This window comes from Roseibium sp. AS2, from assembly GCF_038900065.1.
Lineage (GTDB): Bacteria > Pseudomonadota > Alphaproteobacteria > Rhizobiales > Stappiaceae > Roseibium.
Genome location: NZ_JBBMQN010000003.1, coordinates 285850 through 300038 on the forward strand (window position 1 = coordinate 285850; position 14189 = coordinate 300038).

Consider the following 14189-nt stretch of genomic DNA (forward strand, 5'->3'; position numbering starts at 1 on the left):
TGTGGACGATCCCGGCTCCGGCTTTCAGGAGACGGTGACACGCCGATCGGTTTCACCGGCTTCGGCCGTGGCGGTTGCCAGCGACACCAGATGACAGCCGAGATCGCCCTGCGCGCCCAGGTCGGCATCGGCCCTTGTCGCCCGCCATGTCCAGATCAGGTCCGGGTCGACCTGATAGTCCTCGTCGACCATGCCACGGAAATGCGCGATCCGGCCGATGGCGCCCTCCGCAATCAGCTTGCGCGCGTGGGCAATGGCCGGGTTGTGCAGGTAACTGTAGCCGACGATGGTTTTCGCCCGGTCTGTTCAGCCTCTTTCAGCATGTCGCGGGCATCGTCCAGTGTCAGCACCATCGGCTTTTCCAGATGCACATGCTTGCCGGCGGACAGCGCCGCCTTGCCGGCCGGCACATCGCACAGCACTTCCAGTCTCGGAGCCGGCACGTCGCCGAAGACAGCTTTCACCGAGCCATAGGCAAGGGCATGGCACTTGCCGATGAAACCGGTGCCGATCAATCCAAGGCCGGGTCGTGTCATCTGGCTGGTCCTCCCAAGTCGTCCCGAACCTGCAATGACCACGACAACGGATCCGCCCTCAGATTTCATCCATGCCGACGGCGCGGCGCTCGGCGACCGACTTCAGAGCGGCCTCGGCAAGCGCCAGCGCCTTCAGGCCGTCCTCTCCGGACGGAGAAGGCACCCTGCCGTTTTCGACAGCATCAATGAAGGCCGCGATCTCGGCTGCGTAGGCATCCAGGTAGCGGGTCATGAAGAAGTCGTGCAGCGGCGGGCGCGTATAGCCATCCTGTGTTGCCAGTTCGATCGATACCGGCCGCAGGTTTTCAGCGGCAACCGCACCGGTGGAACCATGCACTTCGACACGCTGGTCATAGCCGTAGGTCGCGCGGCGCGAGTTTGAAATGGAGCACTGCTTGCCCGATCCCGTGGTCAGCACAACAATGGCGCTGTCATAGTCGCCGAGCTTGCCGATCTCCGGATCGACCAGAACGGAGCCCGTGGCATAGACGGTCGTGATTTCTTCGCCGAGCAGAAACCGCGCCATGTCGAAGTCATGAATGGTCATGTCCCGGAAAATACCGCCGGACGTCTCAATGTAGGAAGGCGGCGGCGCGCCCGGGTCGCGGGACGTGATCTGCACCATCTCGACATCGCCGATCCGGCCCGCGTCGATGGCATCGCGCACCGCCTTGAAATGCGGATCGAACCGCCGGTTGAAGCCGATCATCAGGAGTGCCCCCAGATCCTCGATCGTCTTCAGGCAGCTCTTCACCCGGTCCAGGGACAGATCGATGGGCTTTTCGCAGAACACAGCCTTGCCGGCGCGCGCGCACTGCTCGATCAGATCCGCATGGGTCGTTGTCGGTGTGCAGATCACCACGGCGTCGACATCCTCGGACACCGCGATCTCGTCGATCGACCTGACGCTGGCACCATAGCCTGCGGCGAGACTTTCGGCGGCCTCAGGAAAAGCGTCCGCTACCGCAACAAGGGTCGCCCCCTCCGAAGCGGAAACCGCCCTGGCATGTACCTTGCCGATACGTCCGGCGCCCAGCAGCGCAACCTTGATAGCCATGTTTTCCTCCCGGAGGGTGAAGCCACGCATCCCCTGGATCGCGGCTTGCAAAATTAGAATAAAAATTCCAAAATCACTTTAAACGGAATGTGTCAAGCTGAAAAAGAAGAAACGGATGACGGAGACAGATCAGGGCCCCGCAGTCGCAGCCTCACCGCCCGAGACGATCGATGCCTTTTTCGAGCGCCTGGGCAGCACGGCGGAAACCCTGCCCAAGCGCCTGAAACAGTTCGCAGACTTCATTGCGACCAACCCGGATCGTATCCCCGTTTCGACCGTGGCGGAGCTCGCCGAAGGTGCGGACGTGCAGCCCTCGGCGGTCATGCGGTTTTGCCAGGAGATGGGTTTCTCCGGCTACTCCCAGATGCAGAAACTGTTCCGGTCCGATTATTCCCAGAAATGGCCGGATTACGCCACCCGTCTGGCGAAACTTCGCGATCACGGAACGGAATCCCCCTCCGCGTTGCTTGCCGAATTTGTCGAGGTCGGCCGGTCCTCGCTGGAAAATCTGCTGACAACGGTGGATCCGGCCGCGCTGCAACAGGCGGTCGATGTGCTCGCCCGGGCCGAGACCATTCACATGATCGGCTTCCGCCGCGCTTTTCCGGTCACCTCATATCTCGCCTATGCCTTTGAAAAGATGGATATTCCCGCAGTTCTTCATTCCGGGCTCGCCAACATCAACATGGAACATCTGATACGCCCGAACGATGCGGTGATCGCGGTGACCTTCGCGCCCTACTCGCAGAGAACCATCGCCATGGCCACCCAGGCGCGCACCAACGGGGCGGACATCGTCGCCATTACCGATGTGGTGACCAGTCCACTGGCCCGGCTGAAAGCGATCCAGCTTCTGGTCTCCGAACTGGATGTCGGTGCCTTCCGGGCCCTGTCCGCAAGCCTGTCGCTCGCCATTGCCCTGGCCGTGTCCGTCGGCGCGCAGCGCAATCGAATTTGACGACTTTGAAAAAAATCTGTTGCACAAAAATATAAATGGAATTTAAATTCCAAAAAATTGCTACGAGCGCTCAAAGCCACCGACGACTTGCGAGTGAGCGGGCAGCAAGAATGCGCCCGCGGCCCGTGGCGATATCAAGGCCGAAGAACTGCAGGACATGATGGCCGGTGGCCAGGATCTGGCCGCACTGGAAGGCTCCCTGGGCGGCACCGTCTGACCGGCTGTCTGGACTGTGGCTCGCTGGGCCGTGTTGCGCTCGCTTGAATTCAGGCAACCACCTGTTACGCATTTGCGCTGCAAATGCTGCCCCGGGCGACTTCCTGAAACCATGAAACCGCTTGAACGCGATACGCCCTAATACGGACGGAATGTGTACATGAAGAAACTCGATGTCATCACCATCGGCCGGTCTTCGGTCGATCTTTACGGCGCCCAGGTGGGCGGCCGCCTGGAGGACATGGCATCCTTCAACAAGTACATCGGCGGCTCGCCCACCAACATGGCCACCGGAACTGCCCGGCTCGGCCTGAAATCCGGCCTGATCACCCGTGTCGGCAACGAACACATGGGCCGCTTCATCCGGGAGGAACTGGAGCGGCACGGGGTCGACACCCGGGGGGTGGTCACCGACCCGGACAGGCTGACGGCGCTTGTGCTGCTCGGCATTCGCGATCAGGAGCAGTTCCCGCTGATCTTCTACCGGGAAAACTGCGCCGACATGGCGCTGAGCGAAGACGACATCGACCCGGCCTTCATCGCCTCGGCGAAAGCCGTGGTTGCCACCGGCACGCATCTGAGCCATCCGCAGACCGAAGCCGCCGTTCTCAAGGCGCTCGGTATCGCCCGTCAAAACGGGTCGAAAACCGCGCTCGACATCGATTACCGGCCCAATCTGTGGGGCCTGTCTGGCCATGGCGACGGCGAGAACCGGTTCATCGCCTCCGACAAGGTCACCGCGAAGCTGCAGGCGAGCCTGCATCTGTTCGACCTCATCGTCGGCACGGAAGAAGAATTCCATATCGCCGGCGGCACCACAGATACCCTTCAGGCGCTCCGGAACGTGCGCGCTGTTTCGGATGCAACGCTGGTCTGCAAACGCGGCCCGATGGGCGCCGTCGCCTTCGAGGCCGGCATCCCGGACAGTCTCGACGCGGGCGTCTCGGGCCCCGGCTTTCCGATAGAGGTGTTCAACGTGCTTGGCGCCGGCGACGGTTTCATGTCCGGCCTCCTGAAAGGCTGGATCACCGGCGAAGACTGGGTGACCGCCCTGACCTACGCCAATGCCTGCGGCGCATTCGCCGTGTCGCGCCACGGCTGCACGCCGGCCTATCCGAGCTGGGAGGAGCTGCAGTTCTTCCTGAAGCGTGGCGTCCGGAACGGGGCGCTCCGCAAGGATCCGGAGCTGGAACAGATCCACTGGTCCACAAACCGGCACCGGACCCATGGCGGTGACTGGTCGACGATGCGGGTGTTCGCGTTCGATCATCGCATCCAGCTCGAGCAGATAGCCGACGAAGCCGGCGTCCCTCATGAGCGGGTCGGCGCGTTCAAGAACCTGTGTCTCGACGCGGCCCTGAGCGTTTCGGGGGGGCAGCCCGGTTACGGCATTCTGTGCGACAGCCGTCTTGGCCGCGAGGCCCTTTATCAGGCCGCCGGAACCGGCCTCTGGATCGGACATCCGGTTGAGTGGCCCGCCTCCCGGCCGCTCACCCTGGAGCCCGAGATCGGACCGGATTTCGGCGGCCTGGCCGAATGGCCCGCGGAGCATGTCGTCAAGGTGCTGTGCTTCTACCACCCCGATGACACCGCTGCGATGAAGGCGGAGCAGGAAGACGTTCTCAAGCGTCTGTTTGCCGTCTGCCGCCGCAACCGGCTGGAAATGCTGCTGGAGATCATCCCCTCCAAGGTCGGCGCGGTCGACGACGACACGACCGCACAAATCATCAGGCGCATGTATGATATCGGCGTCTATCCGGACTGGTGGAAGCTGGAGCCGTTGACCACGAGAGCAGCCTGGGCAAACGCCTGTGAAGCCATCACCTCAAACGATCCGCACACACGCGGCATCGTCGTGCTCGGGCTGGATGCTCCGGAAGACCAGCTCGCCGAGAGTTTTGCGCAAGCCGCACATTTCAGCCTGGTCAAGGGGTTTGCCGTTGGCCGCACGATCTTCGCCGATGCCGCCCGCAACTGGCTTGCCGGGCGCATCTCGAACGAAGACGCCGTTGCAGACATGACCCGCCGCTTCGAACGGCTGTGCCGTATCTGGGACGATGCCCGCGCACAAACGCGTCTCAACTCAGCTCAAGGACAGCAGCAATGAGCACGACCCGCCTCACGGCCGCCCAGGCCATGGTCCGCTATCTGGCCGCGCAGATGACAGAAGACGGCGACCGCTTCATTGACGGCGTCTGGGCCATTTTCGGCCACGGCAATGTCGCCGGTCTCGGCGAAGCGCTGGAACGGGCCGGCAACGCCCTGCCGACGTGGCGCGGCCAGAACGAACAGACGATGGCGCATACGGCCATCGCCTACGCCAAGGCGAAGAAACGGACCCGCGCCATGGCGGTAACCTCTTCCATCGGCCCCGGCGCGACCAACATGGTCACTGCTGCCGCGCTCGCCCATGTCAACCGCCTGCCGGTGCTGCTCATTCCCGGCGATGCCTTTGCGGGCCGTGCGCCGGATCCCGTGCTTCAACAGGTCGAGGATTTCGGCGACGGCACCGTCACGGTCAACGACTGCTTTCGCCCGGTGAGCCGCTATTTTGACCGCATCAGCCGCCCGGAACACCTTCTGACCGCCCTTCCCCGGGCCTTCCAGGTGATGACCGACCCGGCCGATTGCGGCCCCGTCACGCTGTCTTTCTGCCAGGACACCCAGGCGGAAGCTTTCGATTATCCGGAAAGCTTCTTCGAACCGAAGGTCTGGCGCATCCGCCGTCCGGAACCCGACACCCGGGAAGTCGCCGATATCACGGCTCTGATCAGGGCGGCGCAGTCGCCCGTGATCGTGTGCGGCGGCGGGGTGATCTATTCGCAGGCGGAACAGACCCTGGCCGATTTCGCTGTCCGCCACGGCGTTCCGGTGATCGAGACCCAGGCGGGCAAATCGGCGCTCGCCCAGTCCCATCCGATGAATTTCGGGGCAGCCGGCGTCGACGGCGCCGAAAGCGCCAACACACTTGCCGGGGCGGCGGATCTGGTGATCGGCGTCGGCACGCGCTTCCAGGATTTCACCACCGGATCCTGGTCGCTCTTCAGTCACCCCGGCCGCAAGCTGGTGTCGATCAACGTTCAGAGCTACGACGCCGGCAAACACGGCGCCTTCGGACTTGTCGGCGACGCGAAGGCCTCCCTGGAAAAGATCTCCGCGGCCCTTGGCGACCACAAGGCCCCGGCCTTCGATGCAAAGCTGCGGAGCGACTGGCTGGCAAAGGTCGATGCCCATTGCAGCGCGCGGACCGATGTTCCCGAAGGTTATCTGCCGCTCGATGCCGAGGTCATCGGCGCGGTCCAGCGGACCGCGTCGGACAACACCATTGCCATGTGCGCGGCGGGCACGATGCCGGGTGCCCTGAAGCTGCTGTGGCAGGCGCCCCAGGGCGGTTATCACATGGAATACGGCTTTTCCTGCATGGGCTACGAGATCGCCGGCGCCATCGGCCTGAAACTCGCCCGGCCGGACCGGGATGTCGTCTGCTTCGTCGGCGACGGCTCCTACATGATGGCCAATTCCGAACTCGCGACCGCCGTCATGCGCCAGGTGCCGTTCACCGTCGTCCTGACCGACAATCGCGGCTTCGGCTGCATCAACCGGCTGCAGATGGGCACCGGCGGAGAGCAATTCAACAATCTCTACAAGGACTGCAACGTCGAGGCCCAGCCCGAGATCGACTTTGTCGCCCATGCCGCGTCCATGGGCGCCCATGCGGTCAAGGCGAAGGACATTGCCGACCTTGAATCCCGGATCAGCGCGGCGCGCGACCGGCCAATTCCCACCGTCATCGTTATCGACACCGACCCCATGCACGGGCCGGGCGAAGCCGGAGGCGGCAGCTGGTGGGATGTGGCGGTGCCGGAAGTCTCCGAACGCGCCGACGTCAACAAGGCCCGCAAGAAGTACGAGGCGGCGCTGAAACACCAGAACCTCGTGGATTGACCGTGCCGGGTTCAATGGACTTTAGTTTTGCGAGATTTCCCCCAGGGCCTCATTCCGCGAAAGGCCGTCCCGATGGACCGGCCGCGTAGTCCCTGACGCCCGGCCCATCTTGCGGGACAGCGCGAATGCGCTTCCGCGGGATGAGGCCGGGTTCAGAATTCAATCAAACCAGACGTTCCCAAATACGTTGCAGGATACCAGCCATGATCCTTTACGGCACCAACCCGATTGCCTGGGCCAATGACGACGACCAGACGCTCGGCGCGCATATCCCCACGGAGCAGATCCTGAAGGAGGCTTCGGAAATCGGCTTCGACGGCATCGAGAACGGCCACCGCTGGCCGAACGATCCCGAAGACCTGAAGCAGCTTCTCGGCAGCCATGGTCTGAAGTTCATTTCCGGCTGGTATTCCCTGAACCTGCTTGCACACTCCGTGGAGGCGGAAAAGCTGGCGATCCAGCCGCACCTGGACAAGCTGAAGCACAATGGCTGCAAGGTCTGCATTGCCTGCGAAACCTCCAACAGCATTCAGGGGTCGGCCGACGACATCAACACAAGCCCGGTGCTTACCGCCGAAGAGATGACTGCCTTTGGTGCGAAGGTCGAGGAGATCGCCGCCTTCTGCGCGGCGCAGGGCATCGATCTGGTCTATCACCACCACATGGGCACCGTGGTCGAAACGCCCCGGGAAATTGATGCCTTCATGACCGCGACCGGACCGGCGACCAGTCTGCTGTTCGATGCGGGGCACTGCTATTTCGGCGCCAGGGGCGGCGACCCGGTTCCGGTTCTTCAAAGACATGCCGGCCGTGTTCGCCACTTCCACGCAAAGAACGTGCGCCCGGCGGTCATGAAGGAAATCCGGGACACCGGAAAGTCGTTCATGGACGGCGTGCGGGCCGGCGTCTTCACGGTGCCGGGGGACGAAGAAGGCGGTGTTGATTTCGGGCCCTTGCTGGAGATCCTCAGGGAAACGGGCTATCAGGGCTGGATCGTCATCGAAGCCGAACAGGACCCGGAAATCCGCAATCCTTTCCAGTACCAGAGTCTGGGATTGAAAACCCTGAAAGAGATCGCAAGAAAGGTGACTTTGACATGAGCGACCTTCTCCGCAAACCGGCCGGAACCAGCGGCAAGGTTCACGATATCACCATCGACAGTGCGAAGGGGCCGAAGTCGCCCGGCTGGGGCTATGTCGGCTTCGGACTGTATCGGCTGAAGGCGGGTGAAACCGTTGGTGAGGACACGGGCGATCTCGAGGTCATTCTGGTGATGATCGAGGGCAAGGCGAAGATCTCGGCCGCCGGCGAGGATTTCGGCGAGCAGGGCCAACGCATGACCGTGTTTGAAAAACTGCCGCCGCACAGCGTCTATGTACCCAACGCCACCCGCTGGTCGGCAACGGCGACCACCGACTGCACCATCGGCGTCTGCACCGCCCCGGGCACCGGCGGCCACAAGGCCCGCGTCCTGCCGGTTCCCGAGCAGGTGACACGCGGCAAGGGCGCCAACACCCGCTACATCTATCCGATCGCCATGGAAGAAACGGATGTCGCCGACAGCCTGCTGGTCACCGAAGTGTTCACGCCATCGGGCAACTGGTCGTCCTACCCGCCGCACCGGCACGACGAGGACAACTATCCGCAGATGACCTACCTGGAAGAGACTTATTATCACCGTCTCGACCCGGATCAGGGCTATGGCCATCAGCGGGTGTTCACCGAGGATGGCACGCTGGATGAAACCGTTTCCTTCAGCAGCCACGACGTGGTGCTCGTGCCCAAGGGGCACCACCCCTGCGGCGTGCCCTACGGCTATGACATGTACTACCTGAACGTCATGGCCGGTCCGTTGCGCAAGTGGCGCTTCCAGAACCACCCGGACCACGACTGGATCGCCCAGCGCGATTCCTGACGAAAAAAGGCGCCCGAAGCGCCTTTTTCCTGTCTTTGTCTTGCTGCCGGTCAGGCAGCGATCAGAATGTGGTTTTCCGCCAGATTCTCGGTGAACTTGATACCGCAGCCCTGGTCTGTCTGGCGCACCACGATGCCGGGCAGATTGGTGCCGTCGTACAGCCTGATCGTCAGCTGGTCTCCAGTGGCCAGGCCCGACATGTTCTGGATCTGCGCACCCGTCGTGCTCACATCCACCAGCATGGCCTTGTGCGGTCTGCCGTCCGGCGTCAGGATGGTGACATCTTCGGAAATGATTTTGCGCTGCGCACTCCGCCTGTCTTCCACGTCATGAGTAACGCCTTGCAGGAACTTCTCCACTTCCTCCGTAAGGGTCGCGCTGGCTGCAGAGACCAGGTCGGACGCGCTGTTCACCGATCCGACTTCCGCTGAAGTCTGCTGCACCGCGCCGGCAACCGTGGAGATGCTCGTCGCGGCATTCCCCGTGCTGTCGCTAGCCGATTTCGCGGACCGGGCGATCTCCTGGTTCGCGGAGCGCTGCTCCTCGATCGCGCCGGCGACGGAGCTTGTCAGTTCCTTGATCTCCGAAACCTTGTGCGCGATATGGTCGATCGATCCGGCCGCATCCTTCACCGAAGTCTGAATTCCGGAAATCCGGCCGGAAATCTCGTCGGTCGCCTTGGATGTCTGCTCGGCGAGCTGCTTGACTTCCGAGGCCACGACAGCAAACCCCTTGCCGGCATCGCCGGCCCGCGCCGCCTCGATGGTGGCGTTCAGAGCGAGAAGGTTGGTCTGTTCCGCGATATCGCGGATCAGATTGACGACACTGCCGATATGTTCGGCGGCATCGGACAGGGTCTTCACGTCCTGATTGGTGGTTTCCGCCGCCTGAACGGCCTCCGCGACGATCTTCGCTGTGGATTCGGTCTGGTTTGCGATTTCCTGAACGGTGGCCGTCATTTCCTCTGTTGCGGCAGCAACAGCGGCGACATTCTCCGATGCGCTGACGGCCGCACTGCCGGCCTGCCCCGCTTCGATGCTGGCGTTGCCAGCGATTTCTTCCAGCGTTGTCGCGGCCCCGCGCATCAGGTTCATCTGATCGGACACCGTCGAAAGCCGTTCGGACATGGTCATCTTGAAATCCGCGATCAGGGTTTCCATGTAGCCCTGCCGCTGACGCTCCTTGTCCCGCTCTATCCGGGCGCCTTCCTCCAGTTGGTTGCGCTGAATGGCGTTTTCCTTGAACACGGCGACGGTCTGGAACATATCGCCGATTTCATCCCCGCGCGCTCCGCCGTCGACATCGACATTGGTATCGCCCGTGGCAAGGCGCTTCATGGAGTCGACAAGTCCGTTGATCGGAACCGTGATGGTTCTGGCAACGAACACGCCGACGACGGCAGCGATTCCAAGCAGCACGAGGCCCGTGATCAGCATGCGGTTCCTGATGTCGACAACCGCCTGGAATGCTTCCGCATAGGACTGCGAGGCCACGATGGCGAACGTGCTGCCGTGATAGTCAAACTTGGCAGCCTCGACATCCAGTTTTTCGGTCCCGTTCAAAGTGTCGTACCCGAATGCCAACCCATCTTCGAAAGCCTTGTCGATCACCGGGCTTTCGAGTTTCGTTACCAGAATATCGGTCTGGCCGGCGATCTTCCCGGAATTGTTCCGCATCAGGCGGTCTTCGCCGATCAGTGCCAGCTCACCTGTTTCACCCAGGCCGCGCACATGGCTCATCATCTCGTTGATCACATCGACGGGCATCTGGAACGCCAGAACACCATAGGTCTTGTCTTTCATGCGTATCGGATGGGCGACGAAGCTCGCCGGGGCGTCGGCACTCGGGCCATAGGGGGCGAAATCCTCGAAGGCCACATCGTCATGAGAAGTGATCGCCATTGCCTTCCGGTACACTTCACCCAGGTCGGTATTGGCCCATTTCCCGCCGCCCGCACTGAAATTGGTGGCGTAGTCCAGTTCCTTGAACACCGAATAGATCAGGTTGCCTTCCGTATCGAACAGAAAGACATCGTAGTAACCGCTGTCCTGCTGCATTTTCCGGAACCAGGGATGGTATAGGGCATGAACATCATCGTATGCCGAACCGGTTTCGCTGCGGTCAAGCAGGTGCTTTTCACCGATCGGATGTGGGTTGTCGGTGATATAGGCAGCCTGAAGCGCGGCCTCGGGTTCCTCCCCGGAGGAACCGATCGCGTCCCAGGCAGCCGAGAATTCCTTGACAGCCACGACTGTGCCCGGGCTTTCCGCGGCCAGGATCAGTTCGCTTTCAATCGTGTGCAGATAGAAAAGTGTCTCCTCGACGCTGGTCGTCGCGGCGGTCTTCAAACGATCCCGTGTGAGCTGCTCGACACCATCCACGGTTGTCAGGTAGCTGGAAAAACCGATCCCCACTCCCACGACGGCGGCAGCGCCGATCACAAGAGTAGGTATTTTCTTTGACAGGCGCATTTTTGAGAACATCTGATTCCGTCTTTCACGAAAGGGAACGGCAGGAGCCGACTTCGCGCAAAACTAGGCGTCAGACGAAAATAAAACCTTAATTCAGCCAATAAGATCAACTGCTTAGTTAGTATTGACCATGACTTTTGAATACAACCTATCGTATTTATTGTTATCTATTACAATGGCACTGAAGAAAGACCTTGCGCCATCATGCATGCGAGCCCCGAACCCTCAGGCAGGTTCGAGGCAGTCCACCAGGGCTCCGCGATTGCAGATCACCCGGCCCGCCAGTCTTGCGCCGGCGCCCACGCTGGCGGCAATATCGCCCGATGTCAGATACTCGGCCAGAAAGCCGGCATTGAAACTGTCGCCGGCTGCGGTGGTGTCGACGATACCGGTCACCGGTTCGGGCTGGAAACTCTGCCGCCCTTCCCGGCCGGCGCAGATGACGTCCGCCGGACCGTTCTTGACGACCACCATGCCGGCTCCCGCCGCCAGATACCGGTCCACGCTGACTTCGGGGGTGCTGTCCCCGAAATGCGTCATCTCGTCATCAAACGACGGCATCACTAAATCACACAGGCCCGCGGCCTGGGTCACGCAGGCGCGCATGGTCTCCGCGTTTTCCCAAAGACGCGGCCTGAGGTTCGGATCGAAGGCAATCCTGGCGCCCCTGCCCCGTGCGGCGCGCAAGGCATCCAGAAAGACGACCCGATCTGCGGCCGGCAGGATTGCCAGCGTGATCCCGCTGAAATAGACGAGCCCGGTTCCGGCCAGAGCCGAGTCCAGATGCGCCCTGTCGGACGCAAGGCAGCGGGCTGCCGAATGGGAGCGCCAATAGGCAAAGCTGCGCTCGCCGTCCTTCAACTGAATCATGTAAAGGCCGACGGTCCGCTCGTCGCGTTTGTGCACGGATGCGGTGTCTATGCCGGAACCTTTCAGGAACCCGAGCATCTCCTCGGAGACCTGATCCCGGCCAACGGCCGTGTAGTAGCCGACGGACCAGTTCGCCGGCAGGCACTTGCGTGCGTACCAGGCCGTGTTCAGCGTGTCGCCGGCGAATCCCATGGCATATGTGCCGTCCGCCGTCGGTGCCATTTCGACCATACACTCACCAACGGCTAGAAATTTCAAGGACACGGTACACTCCTGCAGCGGTTGAAAACCGGAAAAACTATAGGCGAAAAATCCCGCGGAAAACCGGGATTTAAATCCATTAGCATAAATCCCGGATCTGAAGAAACCAGACAAAGGGACAACGCCCGGATCAAAGCGCTTTGACCAGGTTCCGGCCGTCATCAAAAAGGCGGAATGCCGCGTCTCCCGGCAATAAAAATTATTTTGCTATTTGATTCCGGCGCGCATGAAACTCTGCACGAACTGGCGCTGGAACAGGAGAAAAGCGATCAGCAGCGGGCCGGAGGTCATCAGCGTCGCCGCATTGATCACCGACCACTCGACACCGCTGTCGATCGCGGAGAAGATGCTGAGCCCGACCGTCACCGGCCGGGTCTCGACCGAGTTGGTGACGATCAGCGGCCACAGGAAATTGTTCCAGTGGTGACTGACGGACACCAGCCCGTAGGCCAGATAGGTCGGCTTGGCCAGCGGGATATAGACCTTCCAGAGCACGCCCAGAAAGGAAGCTCCCTCGATGCGCGCGGCCTCGTCCAGTTCCCGCGGGATCGTCTTGAAGGTCTGGCGCAGCAGGAAGATCCCGAAGCCGGAGGCAATATACGGCAATGCCATTGCCGGGATCGTGTCCACCAGATGGAAAAGGCGCATGGTCTGGTAGTTCTCGACCATCAGGATGTCCGGCATCACAAGGAGCTGGAGCAGCACGAGCGTGAAGAAAATTCCGCGGCCGGGAAACTCGAACCGGGCGAAGGCATAGGCGGCCAGAGTGCACAGAAAGAACTGCCCGGCCAGGATCATCGTCACCAGAAGGAACGTGTTCAGGAAATAGCGCGCGAATGGTGCCGCCGCCCAGGCCTTCGCGAAATTGTCCAGCGTCAGGGGCGCCAGCAGCTCGAACCTTGCCTCATAGGCGGCTGGATGAAACGCGGTCCAGACGGCATAAGCGAGCGGCAGCACCCACAACAGCGCCAGCGCCCAGGCGGCAGCCGTGTTCAGCAGCCGGTCGAAATCAAACGGGACGCGGGTCATTTGTAATGCACCTTGCGATCGAAGAAGAAAAACTGGCCAATGGCAAGGAGCGACAGGAGCACGAGCAGCGCCACGGTCAGCGTGGCGCCATAGGCGGTTTCCCAGAAGCGGAAGGCGACTTCGAAAATATAGAAAAGCAGCAGCGCCGACGCATTGTCCGGCCCGCCGTCGGTCAGGATGAAAATATGATCGACCAGCCGGAAGGAATTGATCACCGCGTTGACGCAGACGAACAGCGTCGTCGGCATCAGCAGCGGAAAGGTGATGCGCCGGAAGATCGTCCAGCGGCCGGCCCCCTCGATCTGTGCGGCCTCCTTCAACGACACCGGGATCGCCTGCAGGGCGGCGAGATAGAAGATCATGAAGAAGCCGGCCTCTTTCCAGACCGTCACGACGATGATCGCGTTCAGCGCGGTATCCGGATTGCCGAGATAATTGGAAGCAGGCCAGCCAAACAGGGTTCCGGTGATCTGGTCGAACAGACCGAAGCCGGGCGTATAGAAGAACATCCAGATGTTGGCGACAGCGATCAGCGGCAGCACCGTCGGCGTGAAATAGGCCATGCGCACGAAGCTGCGCCCGGCCAGCCTGTCATTGACCCAAAGCGCCATCACGATGGCAAGCGCCACGGAAACGGGAATGGTGCCCAGCGCGTACCAGAGATTGTTCCAGAGCACCTTCCAGAACACGGGGTCGCCAAGCATGCGCTCGTAATTGTCCAGGCCGATGAACTTGGCCTCGCGGCGCCCGCGCGGGGTCGAGAAGAAGCTGTTCAGGAAGGTCGTGACCGCGGGGATATGCGTGAAGGCAAACAGGAACACCAGGGCCGGCAACAGCAGCAGCCAGCCATGGATCCATTCGCGCTTGAGTGTCGAAGCCTTCATCGTGTCACGTGCCGGATTGCCTGAGAGTTGGAGCTTGTCAAAAGAAA

The 14189-nt window shown here is 61.6% G+C and carries 12 protein-coding genes and 1 pseudogene; 6 read left to right on the forward strand and 7 right to left on the reverse strand.

From position 1 onward, the window contains the following. Positions 1–24: 24 nt before the first annotated feature. Genes WNZ15_RS10280 through iolG form a run of 3 tightly spaced genes read right to left on the reverse strand, consistent with a single transcriptional unit; the run spans position 25 to position 1593 of the window. Positions 25–192 (reverse strand): hypothetical protein, encoded by a 168-nt coding sequence (locus WNZ15_RS10280; RefSeq protein WP_342892879.1) that lies wholly within the window; start codon positions 190–192, stop codon positions 25–27. A 41-nt stretch (positions 193–233) separates the two neighbouring features. Further along, positions 234–536 (reverse strand): Gfo/Idh/MocA family oxidoreductase, encoded by a 303-nt coding sequence (locus WNZ15_RS10285; RefSeq protein ID WP_342892880.1) that lies wholly within the window; start codon positions 534–536, stop codon positions 234–236. Between the two features lie 58 nt (positions 537–594). Continuing rightward, positions 595–1593 carry an inositol 2-dehydrogenase gene (iolG, locus tag WNZ15_RS10290; protein ID WP_342892881.1) on the reverse strand — a complete coding sequence of 333 codons (999 nt, stop codon included), beginning with the start codon at positions 1591–1593 and terminating at the stop codon, positions 595–597. A gap of 115 nt (positions 1594–1708) precedes the next feature. On the opposite strand from iolG, the gene WNZ15_RS10295 reads away from it, so the two are divergent. The 6 genes and pseudogenes from WNZ15_RS10295 (at position 1709) to iolB (ending at position 8627) form a co-directional block, all read left to right on the forward strand. Beyond that, on the forward strand, positions 1709–2551 hold the full coding sequence (locus WNZ15_RS10295) for a MurR/RpiR family transcriptional regulator (protein ID WP_342892882.1): 843 nt from the start codon (positions 1709–1711) through the stop codon (positions 2549–2551). A gap of 118 nt (positions 2552–2669) precedes the next feature. Further along, positions 2670–2768 (forward strand): annotated as a pseudogene (locus WNZ15_RS10300) (sugar ABC transporter ATP-binding protein); the annotation flags it as partial. Positions 2769–2927: 159 nt separating this feature from the next. Then, a complete protein-coding gene (iolC, locus tag WNZ15_RS10305) occupies positions 2928–4874 on the forward strand; it encodes a 5-dehydro-2-deoxygluconokinase (RefSeq protein ID WP_342892883.1) in 1947 nt (648 codons plus the stop codon). Further along, positions 4871–6712, forward strand: a complete 1842-nt coding sequence (gene iolD / locus WNZ15_RS10310; RefSeq protein ID WP_342892884.1) for a 3D-(3,5/4)-trihydroxycyclohexane-1,2-dione acylhydrolase (decyclizing) — start codon at positions 4871–4873, stop codon at positions 6710–6712. Before iolC ends, iolD begins: the two co-directional genes overlap by 4 nt. A 203-nt stretch (positions 6713–6915) precedes the next feature. Continuing rightward, entirely contained in the window at positions 6916–7812 is an 897-nt protein-coding gene (gene iolE / locus WNZ15_RS10315; RefSeq protein ID WP_342892885.1) for a myo-inosose-2 dehydratase, read from the forward strand. Next, the gene (gene iolB, locus WNZ15_RS10320; RefSeq protein WP_342892886.1) at positions 7809–8627 is read left to right on the forward strand and encodes a 5-deoxy-glucuronate isomerase; all 819 of its coding nucleotides are present in this window, start codon (positions 7809–7811) and stop codon (positions 8625–8627) included. The genes iolE and iolB overlap by 4 nt, the downstream gene beginning before the upstream one ends. A 50-nt stretch (positions 8628–8677) precedes the next feature. Here iolB and WNZ15_RS10325 read toward each other — a convergent pair whose 3' ends face one another. The 4 genes from WNZ15_RS10325 to WNZ15_RS10340 all read right to left on the reverse strand — a co-directional run bounded on the left by WNZ15_RS10325 (position 8678) and on the right by WNZ15_RS10340 (position 14142). Continuing rightward, positions 8678–11110 carry a methyl-accepting chemotaxis protein gene (locus WNZ15_RS10325; RefSeq protein WP_342892887.1) on the reverse strand — a complete coding sequence of 811 codons (2433 nt, stop codon included), beginning with the start codon at positions 11108–11110 and terminating at the stop codon, positions 8678–8680. 213 nt (positions 11111–11323) lie between these two features. Continuing rightward, positions 11324–12232, reverse strand: a complete 909-nt coding sequence (locus WNZ15_RS10330) for a sugar kinase (RefSeq protein ID WP_342892888.1) — start codon at positions 12230–12232, stop codon at positions 11324–11326. Between the two features lie 204 nt (positions 12233–12436). Next, entirely contained in the window at positions 12437–13258 is an 822-nt protein-coding gene (locus tag WNZ15_RS10335) for a carbohydrate ABC transporter permease (RefSeq protein ID WP_342892889.1), read from the reverse strand. Then, positions 13255–14142, reverse strand: coding sequence for a sugar ABC transporter permease (locus WNZ15_RS10340; RefSeq protein WP_342892890.1), 888 nt, complete (start codon positions 14140–14142; stop codon positions 13255–13257). The genes WNZ15_RS10335 and WNZ15_RS10340 overlap by 4 nt, the downstream gene beginning before the upstream one ends. Between the last annotated feature and the right edge of the window lie 47 nt (positions 14143–14189).

Excerpts from the sequence above, each read along its gene's own strand:
- WNZ15_RS10280 (WP_342892879.1), bottom strand. The coding sequence starts at position 192 with ATGGTCGACGAGGACTATCAGGTCGACCCGGACCTGATCTGGACATGG.
- WNZ15_RS10285 (WP_342892880.1), bottom strand. The coding sequence starts at position 536 with ATGACACGACCCGGCCTTGGATTGATCGGCACCGGTTTCATCGGCAAG.
- iolG (WP_342892881.1), bottom strand. The coding sequence starts at position 1,593 with ATGGCTATCAAGGTTGCGCTGCTGGGCGCCGGACGTATCGGCAAGGTA.
- WNZ15_RS10295 (WP_342892882.1), top strand. The coding sequence starts at position 1,709 with ATGACGGAGACAGATCAGGGCCCCGCAGTCGCAGCCTCACCGCCCGAG.
- iolC (WP_342892883.1), top strand. The coding sequence starts at position 2,928 with ATGAAGAAACTCGATGTCATCACCATCGGCCGGTCTTCGGTCGATCTT.
- iolD (WP_342892884.1), top strand. The coding sequence starts at position 4,871 with ATGAGCACGACCCGCCTCACGGCCGCCCAGGCCATGGTCCGCTATCTG.
- iolE (WP_342892885.1), top strand. The coding sequence starts at position 6,916 with ATGATCCTTTACGGCACCAACCCGATTGCCTGGGCCAATGACGACGAC.
- iolB (WP_342892886.1), top strand. The coding sequence starts at position 7,809 with ATGAGCGACCTTCTCCGCAAACCGGCCGGAACCAGCGGCAAGGTTCAC.
- WNZ15_RS10325 (WP_342892887.1), bottom strand. The coding sequence starts at position 11,110 with ATGTTCTCAAAAATGCGCCTGTCAAAGAAAATACCTACTCTTGTGATC.
- WNZ15_RS10335 (WP_342892889.1), bottom strand. The coding sequence starts at position 13,258 with ATGACCCGCGTCCCGTTTGATTTCGACCGGCTGCTGAACACGGCTGCC.
- WNZ15_RS10340 (WP_342892890.1), bottom strand. The coding sequence starts at position 14,142 with ATGAAGGCTTCGACACTCAAGCGCGAATGGATCCATGGCTGGCTGCTG.